The sequence below is a fragment of the Adonisia turfae CCMR0081 genome (assembly GCF_011009555.1).
In the GTDB taxonomy this organism is placed as follows: domain Bacteria; phylum Cyanobacteriota; class Cyanobacteriia; order Phormidesmidales; family Phormidesmidaceae; genus Leptothoe; species Leptothoe turfae.
Window position 1 is genome coordinate 6706786 of record NZ_QXHD01000004.1, and the last position, 8893, is coordinate 6715678.

Consider the following 8893-nt stretch of genomic DNA (forward strand, 5'->3'; position numbering starts at 1 on the left):
CTTCTCTCTCGGGGAGAAGGGGCTGGGGGATGAGGGGTATTTTTTTGCAAAAACCTAGACCGATCAGTCAATACTTATTCACCTTTGGAGGTATCACCATGGCACGTTTAACTAACAAAACAGCAGTTATCACTGGCGGCACCACTGGCATCGGCTTTGAAACCGCAAAGCTGTTCATTGCCGAAGGCGCACGGGTGATCATCACCGGTCGCAACCAAACCCGCCTCGATGAAGCTGTTGCTGCTCTTGGCTCCAATGTCGCTGGCATCAAAGCCGATGTCCAATCCCTCGATGAACTTGACTCTCTCGCTACCCAAGTCCAAGAAATCGTTGGCCAGTTCGACATTCTCTTTGCCAATGCAGGCATCGCCAAACGTGCCAACTTCCGCGATGTTACCGAAGCCGACTTCGACCAAGAAATTGCCATTAACTTTAAAGGCGCTTTCTTCACCGTCCAAAAACTAGAGCCCCTGATGAACAATGGCAGCAGCATTATTCTGACAACCACTATTCTCGACCAAACCGCCCTCCCTGGTGAAGGCATCTATGGAGCCTCTAAAGCCGCTGTTCGCTCTCTCGCCCGTTCCCTCAGCAGAGAACTGCTAGATCGTCAGATTCGGGTTAATGCAGTCGCCCCTGGTCCTATTGAAACGCCTATCTGGTCAAAGATGGATCTGCCTGAAGATGTTCCTGCGCAAGTGCTAGGACGTACGCCTATTGGTCGCTTTGGTAAACCTGAAGAGGTTGCTAAAGCCGTTCTGTTCTTAGCCAGCGATGATTCTTCCTACATGCTCGGCGAAGAGATCCTGGTTGATGGTGGCTGGGCAACACTTTAGAACTTCAGAAATTGTCTGCACCATTAGTACTCTTGTAGCTCTTATGAGCAGCAGGACTCATTACTGCACCATTCCTAAAAAGAAACCTTATTTCAAGGCTAAACACTTGCCTCAGGCAGGATTCTCCGAACAAAGGGGAACCGCCAGGGAGGAGGCTCGACAACTTACGCCATCACTCGCCCTCCTCCGCCTAAGACAGCTCCCTGGCGGTAAGGGGAGGACACTCTTAGAACTTACTCCCAAAAAAGGACAATCATCATGCATTACACTCATAAAAATACCCAACAAAAAGTCTTCCTCTCTCTCTCCATATGGGCCACCACCGTCGCTATCACCGGTTATCTCGGTCTCTTCACCCACATCCCTGCCAACGGCATTGCCCTACTCGTCATCCTCAGCCTCACTATCCTAGTCGTCCTCTACTACCGCAACCCAGCACTGAACATCTATATCAACAACCTACCTCCCCGACAATTAGTCATCTTCCACCTATGGCGCATCGTCGCAGGCTTTGCCTTTCTCTATTACGGCAGTCAAAACCTCTTGCCAGAACGCTTCGTCATCAACGCTGGCTACGGTGACTTAGCCGTCGGCTTCCTAGTCCCTATCATCCTCTTAGGCAAAGAAAGCATCCAAAAGTACATCGCGTTCCACCTGTTCGGTCAGCTTGATTTTATTCTTGCCGTTGGCACTGGGCTTACCTTCACCGTATTGCAAGTGCCTCTGATGGAGAATATTGCCACTTTCCCTATTGTGCTCATTCCTTTATTTGGCGTTCCCTTGACCGGAGCAAGCAGTATTATGGCAATTGATGCGCTGCTTAGACAGCGGCGACAGATAGCTTCCCGTTAATGTGAGATTTCGGTTGGTGGCTCTTGGTATTGCAGGGCATCCACAAGGGATGCCCCTACGTAATGTGGAATTTCGGTTTGTGCTGCTAGATATCGCAGGGTAACCACAAGAGGCAGCCATACGTTTGGATTTGATATAACATCCCATATTCCCCAAGGAAAAACCATGACAGATTTCAAAACAGCGCTCATCGTCATTATCGATGGAGCCATCCTGCCACCAGGGCAACAACAATCTGCGGACAGTCCTGATCGATTTCTGGAACCGGATGAATATGCCACCAGCTACTGGCATATTCTGCAACAACACCGCAGCGCCTGGACCTGGGAAATAGAATTACGCCCCTGGGTAGAACGGTTTTAACCTAAATCAATCCCATAGATAGCCATACTACAGATCATAAATAGATCTCCAAGGACAACCATGCTAGGCTCGAAGCCTAACCATAATCCACTCCCATGAAATCCGCTAAATTCCAGGTTGCTCTACTGGCCTTGTGTCAGGCGACGGCCATGACCATTAATACGGTCTTGGTCACTGTTGCTGTTCTCATCGGCTACGCCCTCGCCACAGACAAAGCCCTGGCCACACTACCACTGGCCATACGCCAAGTTGCAATGATGGTAGCCACGATCCCAGCTTCACTACTCATGCAGAGAATTGGGCGACGCAATGGATTTCTGATGGGCAATTTTATCGGTCTGGTTGGTACGGGTGTCGGTATTTATAGTCTCGCCATTGCTAATTTTTGGCTGTTTACCCTCTCCATGACGGTGCTCGGTATCTCCGGTGGCTTTTTTGGTTACTATCGTTTTGCAGCAGCTGATGTGGCCGATCACGCATTTCGATCGCAAGCAATTTCTTGGGTGTTAGCAGGCGGTATCATTGCAGCCATTCTGGGACCATGGTTGGCCACAGGATCACAAGGATGGTTTAACAGTGAGCTATACATCGGTGCGCTAGTGGCACTGCTGGGGCTACATGTATTCACGAGTCTTTTGTTATTAGGGTTGCAGATTCCTTCAATGACATCAGCTCACCATACCCAGAACACACGAACGCTGGCCGAGATTATGCGACAGCCTAAATTTTTGGTAGCTACCCTGGGAAGCACTGTCAGCTTCAGTGTCATGGCGTTTGTGATGACGGCTACGCCGTTGGCCATGGCAGCAGCAACCTACTCTTTTGAGCAAACGGCTTCTGTCATTCAGTGGCATGTGCTTGGCATGTTTGCTCCCTCGCTGGTGACGGGCTGGCTGATTAAGCGATTCGGCACGTTGCAAATTATCGTGACTGGAACAGTGCTAAATCTGGCTTGTATGGGGTTAAATTTATCCGGTACCAGCTTTTGGCACTTTACTATTGCCCTATTGTTACTGGGCCTAGGTTGGAATTTTATGTACGTGGGTTCCACCACCCTACTCACAGAAACCCATACACCTGAGGAGAAAGGAAAAGTTCAGGCGATCCACGACTTTATTATGTTTAGCTTTGTCGCTCTAGCTACATTCCTAGCAGGGCCAATATTTCATCGGTTTGACTGGGAACTTCTTAATCAGATGAGCTGGCCGCTGGTGCTGCTCACTCTGTTGGTGGTGCTGTGGTTACAGCAAAAGCGATTGCGCAGTCAGCACCTGGTTTAGGTCGACTTGCATGACTTTGCAACAGCCTGGGCAATTAAGGCCATGGCAGCACTCTTAAAAGTATGGCCGATCTGCTCAGTTCCTAAATATCGGGCTTGGGAAAAGCCGCCGTCAATGACCATTGTTAGTTGGGCTGCCAGGGTTTTGGGCTGGTTGAGATTGGCAGCTGTAGCTAGGGTTGTGATGCGATCGCACACACTCCCCTTATGCTCTAAAACCACCTGCCGCGATAAATGCTCTGCATCCGCAAACTCACTGGCCGTCAGCAAAAACGGACAGCCCTGACAGTCAGACATCTCTAGCAAATGGGCAATGAAATCCACAATGCCTACCAGCTGAGCCATGGGCTCAGGGTCACAGTTCGCTAAAAATGCCTCCAACAACTGCCAAAACTGCTGATTCCGTTGCTCCAAGTACGCCTGAATCAACGCATCCTTTGACGGAAAGTAGCGATAGAGGCTCGTCTTCGCAATTTTCGCCTCAGCAATCATCCGGTCCACACCCACCGCATGCAGCCCACATTCATAAAATACCTGAAGATGCAATAAATCCAATGCCAGCAGCCTACAAGAAAGGATTTACACCGGCTCCTGTCACCTCACAAACATAATTCAGAACAACGGGTGCCCGAGGTGCTCCATCTAACTCTGGCGGATACTGCGTTACTCTCAAATACTCACTGTCATCAGAGTTCCACTGATCTAACAGAACAATATCATAGAATAATTGTTCATCTACTGAACTGCCAGTAAACTCATACTCCCATGCCCATGGCTCACCAAATTCGTTGTAGTCAGCATAGGGACTCAGCTCGTCGCTGACCCCCAGAAATTGAGGAAAATCTCTCTCGTCACTAGTCAGAAATAATCCCCCTTGGGTGGTAAACAACTCGACATTGAGGTCTTCCAATCCCTCTTGACTGGAACAAACATAATCTACATAAAAACCCAATGGGGGCTCAAACGAATCGTACTGTGCCTGGGTAGCAGAACCAAAGAACACTAAAGCAGAGCCAACACCGATAGAAATTGTGAGTAAGGGTTTCATACTCTCCATATGCGTGCGTATGAGTAGTAATTTTGGCGTTACTGATCCTCAGAAAGTGATCCTCAGAAAGATTTAATCTGAAAAATTACGAGTTTAGGGTAAGTCTGGCAGATCGATTCATCCTCTCAAGCAGCAACGGCAGAACTTTCAATGATTAGTTACAGCCGTTGTTCATAGAGCAATAGTGCCCAGTACGCCCATAAGAATCACATTTTTTGATATTGACTGACAGTGCAATGATGAGCAGCACCGTCGGTCAAATACCTAAAGCTTAGACGCCTAAAGTTAGAAATGTTTACCAGAACACTTGACGACTTTCTAGAAAAACGGTAACAATAGATACAGAAATGAACGTTCGTGATCCATTCACTACTTCTTTTGCTAGTGAGTTGGGTCATGGAAGTAGGCAGCAGAGCTTCTATGCACTGCCATCCGAAGGAACGCACCTCAATTTCTAGACACATCACGTTGTATTGAGGAAGTTAATCCCATGACACTACATCCTGTTACTCCCCTAACCTCTGTTGAGAATAAAGGACGCCTTCTTAAGCATGCCAATCGTCAGCAATCGCGCAACCGTCAGCGCTCTATGTTGATGCGTACTATTCAGCAGGTTGCTACTGAACCAATGTAAGCGCGCTGTTTACTCTCCTCTTTTTTATTAACTCTAAAAGGTCCCTGATCAATTGATCAGGGACCTTTTATGCCGTTAAGCCTTAATTTCTGCACTGCTGAGTGAGTCGCTGATGCCGACGCTAAGATCATCGACAGGACCGATGACTGGACACGGGCGGATTGGACACTCACGATGAAGAGCACGTAGCCGATCAACCGCTATGCGGCACAGCCGAACAAACTGTTCAGGTAGAGTTTATTCACCTGGGGCTGATTCACACCATTTTGCATGAGAAAGAGAGACAGAGCGGCCTGCATCACCCGTTCCTGGCTCCACAGTTCATGGGTGCTCAAATAATCCTGCATTGATTGATGTAGCGTTTCGGGAATCTCGATCATGAGGCTGACAGTGGCTGGAGCTGTGGTCATTGGAGTCATAAAGATAACGAAATAAATGTATAGACACAACAAACTGGAGCCTAGTACAAACTCTTTGCCCAAGCGTGCCACGGAGGGCTAACGACATTTGGAACACAGGACAAAGAAGACGCAACTAGGTCGCCTGGTGCAGTGGTGTTTCATTGTGCAGGAGACCCTAGGAATTCGCAATGTCCGTCAGTTTTGGGAATGTTCTAATTCGAAATTTAGGCTGACGACACCAATAGGGTTCAGCCCATTTTTTTGTTAATTATCGTTACAAACTGAGAGCGATCCCCGGTCTTCATCATTTTCCACAAAAGGGCTGAATGCACTGAATCTTCGTCTTAATTTGTGGATAACTCCATGTGAACTGGGGAAAAGTCACGGAAAACCCTGGGGAAAACGCCTTCTATTCTTAAGAAAAATAAAGTCGCAAATTTACGCAAATAGACCTCGGTGGCATGGGACGAAAGTTGGCACTTCATAAATACGGCTCAACGCCAACCTTCGTTAATTTTTGGGGGTAGATGCCAATGACCACTGCCTAATACCTATGAAAAAAATATCCTCAGGTCAAATCGTCCAAATCAACATCTCTGACGGCGGCACTCCCAAACGCCCTATTTTCGAAGTTCAAATCACCCCAGCTGGTCTCACCGGCGATCGCCAACGCAACCTCAAATATCACGGTGGCCCAGACCGTGCCGTTTGCCTCTGGTCCGCCGATATCATCCAAACCTTACAAAACGAAGGCCACCCCATAGCACCAGGCAGCACTGGCGAAAATATCACGGTGGCTGGCCTCACGTGGGCACAACTTGAACCGAATATGCAACTTCAGCTTGGCGATACAGTTCGGCTGCTGATCACCGACTATGCCGCCCCCTGCCGCCACATTAGCCGCTACTTCAGCGATCGTCGCTACAGCCGCATTAGCCAAAAACACCATCCCGGTACCAGTCGTCTCTATGCCCGCGTTTTATCTCCGGGTCTTGTCCACGTCGGAAATAACATACAGCTCACATGAAACAATTTGCCCTGCAAGGCTGCGGCTGTCTAAGGGTCTTACCAGAACCCACTGATAAAGCCCCCCCTCGTTTGTGCCGCATTGGTTTCGGTGCATGGATAGGGCACCTTACAAGGTGTGGCATCTAATATCCCGGTGGTTGCCAACATTCTCCAATGTATTGATCTAACATTTGGGCAATGCTTAACAATTCCATCTCTCGCCAACGTTTTCCCACTAATTGAACCCCTACCGGTAGTCCTTGGGATGTTTGCCCCACGGGTATGACAACCGCCGGATGGCCACTTAAGCTAAATGGAATCGTATAGGCACCATTGGCAATACTGTGGGGATATTGTTTGCCATTGACTTCCACAACAGTCCAGGCAGGTCGATGGGTAAAGGCTGCTGTCGCCGCCACGGGCATCAGCCAGACATCCCATGGTTCTAAGGCTGCATCCAACCTAGCAATATAGTTATCGCGCTCCGTCAGGGTTTCAAAGTAACCCTTGAGGCTAGGTCGCAACAGCTCTGGCCAGAACTTGGCAAAATTACCTAATTGACGCAGGTTGCGATCGCCCTGGGTTGCCGTTCGATATAACAGTGTTAAACTGCGTCGGATCGTATACCAATCCTTAGGTTGGGCGTAGTTATTAAGATAGGCCGCCATTTGACCATACAGCGTCCATATCTCAGACAAATCAAAATCACCTGGTGACCATTGATCTGTCTGGGCTCCAGCTTCTGTTAAAGTCTGTACCACCGTTTGCATCGCTGCAAGAATCTCAGCGGCTACCGGAATCTCTGGCCATTCATAAATCCACGCAATTTTTAGCTCACTGAGTTCTTTGTCAGAAGGCACATCTAAAGGCACTGGCGGAATCTCTGGGCGTCGTGGATCAGCACCTGCTAGCAAGGAGAATCCCAACCTTAAATCCTCTATGGAACGGGCAAAGCACCCTATGGTCAGCATTTGCCGCAGGCAGTGGGGCATTCCAGGTGTTTCTGGAATATGACCTGCTGTGGAAATCCTTCGCTCTGTTGGCTTTAGCCCATATACTCCACAAAAATGAGCGGGTTGACGTACCGATCCAGCAATGTCATTACCAATCTCCAGCGGCGATAATCCGGCTGCCACTACCGCCGCACTGCCGCCTGAACTCCCTCCAGCTGTATAGTCAACATTCCAGGGATTATTCACCCGAGGGAAAAGAGAATTCGTACTTTGAAAATCTGCCGCTAGTTCCGCCAAATTAGACTTGCCCATAATTACAGCCCCAGCTGCTCTTAGACGAGCCACCACGGTGGCATCCTGCTTGGGAACATAATCTTTTAGAGGCGGATAGCCCACCGTTGTCTGGAGACCAGCAGTTTCAAAAATATCTTTTACAGTCATGGGCACACCATGCAAAGGTCCCCAATTTTCTCCTTTTGCCAGGGCATCGTCTGCTTGTTGCGCCTGTTTTCTTGCCCCCTCCGCATCCAAAGTGCAAATAGCATTCAGCCGAGGATTATATCGATTAATCTGGTCTAAATGAGCTTCTAGCAACGCTACAGCAGAGATCTTGCCGTCCCGAATCATTTTTGCCAGCTTATGGGCAGGTAGAAACACCAGATCGCTCATTAGATTGATTTTCCATAGGCTAAAGGACACATTATAGGATTGCCTGGAGGTGAAGACGGTAGGCGTTAGACTACACAGCCAGTGTTTCCTGACGCTGACGAAAGTAGTCCACCAAAAAATCAATCGCCCGACGTACCCGCAAAGGTAAATGCTGACGATTGGGATACACAATCCAGGTAGAGCGATCCCGATCCCAGAAGTCTTGCAAAATAGGCAATACCTGTCCAGCCTCTAAAGCTTCCGCCAAATTTACCCGAGGCGAATAGGCAATGCCTAATCCCATCACAGCTGCTGCTGCTAACGCTGGTCCATTGTTGCTACGCCAGACCCCAGATACCCGGATAAACCGTTCTCCATTAGGGTAGGAAAATCGCCAGCGGTCGGTATTGGCAATTAAACAAGCATGGTCGCGCAGTTCCTCTGGCTCGATGGGCTTACCCCATGCCCGTAAATAGTCAGGACTGGCACAGGCCACCAGGGTGCGCCCGGTTAGTTTGCGAGCAATAAGACTGCTATCTTGCAGCACTCCATAGCGAATGGCAAAGTCAAACCCTTCATCAATCAGGTCGATATTACGGGTATTAAAGTCGATGTCGATGTGCACTTGGGGGTGCTGTCGAGCAAACTCTGCCAAAGCGAGGGCCACATAGCGTTCTGCAAAAGCTCCTGCTGCCGACACGCGAATGCGCCCCACCACCTCAGCCGTCTCACCCACCACCACCTGGTTGGCTTCTTCTAGCCCTGCCACCAGTTCAGAACAGCGACGATAGTATTCTGATCCAGCATCTGTCATGCGCACTTTACGAGTGGAGCGGGCCAATAACCGAATGCCTAATCGCTCCTCCAGAGC

The 8893-nt window shown here is 49.1% G+C and carries 11 protein-coding genes; 6 read left to right on the top strand and 5 right to left on the bottom strand.

Annotated elements, in window-relative coordinates; genetic code table 11:
• Nucleotides 1-98: 98 nt before the first annotated feature.
• The 4 genes from DXZ20_RS32460 (at nt 99) to DXZ20_RS32475 (ending at nt 3331) form a co-directional block, all read left to right on the top strand.
• Nucleotides 99-836: an SDR family oxidoreductase gene (locus tag DXZ20_RS32460; RefSeq protein WP_163702883.1), complete on the top strand. Its 738-nt coding sequence runs from the start codon at nt 99-101 to the stop codon at nt 834-836.
• A gap of 258 nt (nt 837-1094) precedes the next feature.
• Nucleotides 1095-1688 carry a DUF8737 domain-containing protein gene (locus DXZ20_RS32465; protein ID WP_163702884.1) on the top strand — a complete coding sequence of 198 codons (594 nt, stop codon included), beginning with the start codon at nt 1095-1097 and terminating at the stop codon, nt 1686-1688.
• A gap of 165 nt (nt 1689-1853) precedes the next feature.
• Nucleotides 1854-2051 carry a Rossmann-fold NAD(P)-binding domain-containing protein gene (locus DXZ20_RS38805; RefSeq protein ID WP_431732022.1) on the top strand — a complete coding sequence of 66 codons (198 nt, stop codon included), beginning with the start codon at nt 1854-1856 and terminating at the stop codon, nt 2049-2051.
• A 95-nt stretch (nt 2052-2146) separates the two neighbouring features.
• A complete protein-coding gene (locus tag DXZ20_RS32475) occupies nt 2147-3331 on the top strand; it encodes an MFS transporter (RefSeq protein ID WP_163702885.1) in 1185 nt (394 codons plus the stop codon).
• Here the strand turns inward: DXZ20_RS32475 and DXZ20_RS32480 are convergent.
• Both DXZ20_RS32480 and DXZ20_RS32485 read right to left on the bottom strand, forming a co-directional pair.
• Nucleotides 3328-3885 carry a TetR/AcrR family transcriptional regulator gene (locus DXZ20_RS32480; protein ID WP_163702886.1) on the bottom strand — a complete coding sequence of 186 codons (558 nt, stop codon included), beginning with the start codon at nt 3883-3885 and terminating at the stop codon, nt 3328-3330. The genes DXZ20_RS32475 and DXZ20_RS32480 overlap by 4 nt on opposite strands.
• Before the next feature lie 10 nt (nt 3886-3895).
• Nucleotides 3896-4378, bottom strand: a complete 483-nt coding sequence (locus DXZ20_RS32485; RefSeq protein ID WP_163702887.1) for a hypothetical protein — start codon at nt 4376-4378, stop codon at nt 3896-3898.
• Nucleotides 4379-4868: 490 nt separating this feature from the next.
• On the opposite strand from DXZ20_RS32485, the gene DXZ20_RS32490 reads away from it, so the two are divergent.
• Nucleotides 4869-5012: a hypothetical protein gene (locus DXZ20_RS32490; RefSeq protein WP_163664646.1), complete on the top strand. Its 144-nt coding sequence runs from the start codon at nt 4869-4871 to the stop codon at nt 5010-5012.
• Between the two features lie 200 nt (nt 5013-5212).
• Here DXZ20_RS32490 and DXZ20_RS32495 read toward each other — a convergent pair whose 3' ends face one another.
• On the bottom strand, nt 5213-5431 hold the full coding sequence (locus tag DXZ20_RS32495; protein WP_156828329.1) for a DUF2811 domain-containing protein: 219 nt from the start codon (nt 5429-5431) through the stop codon (nt 5213-5215).
• A 535-nt stretch (nt 5432-5966) separates the two neighbouring features.
• On the opposite strand from DXZ20_RS32495, the gene DXZ20_RS32500 reads away from it, so the two are divergent.
• Nucleotides 5967-6440 carry an MOSC domain-containing protein gene (locus tag DXZ20_RS32500; RefSeq protein ID WP_163702888.1) on the top strand — a complete coding sequence of 158 codons (474 nt, stop codon included), beginning with the start codon at nt 5967-5969 and terminating at the stop codon, nt 6438-6440.
• Nucleotides 6441-6564: 124 nt separating this feature from the next.
• Here the strand turns inward: DXZ20_RS32500 and DXZ20_RS32505 are convergent, their stop codons facing one another.
• Nucleotides 6565-8043 carry an amidase gene (locus DXZ20_RS32505; RefSeq protein WP_163702889.1) on the bottom strand — a complete coding sequence of 493 codons (1479 nt, stop codon included), beginning with the start codon at nt 8041-8043 and terminating at the stop codon, nt 6565-6567.
• A 70-nt stretch (nt 8044-8113) separates the two neighbouring features.
• The coding region (locus DXZ20_RS32510; protein WP_163703691.1) for a LysR family transcriptional regulator at nt 8114-8893 on the bottom strand (780 nt) is incomplete at its 5' end.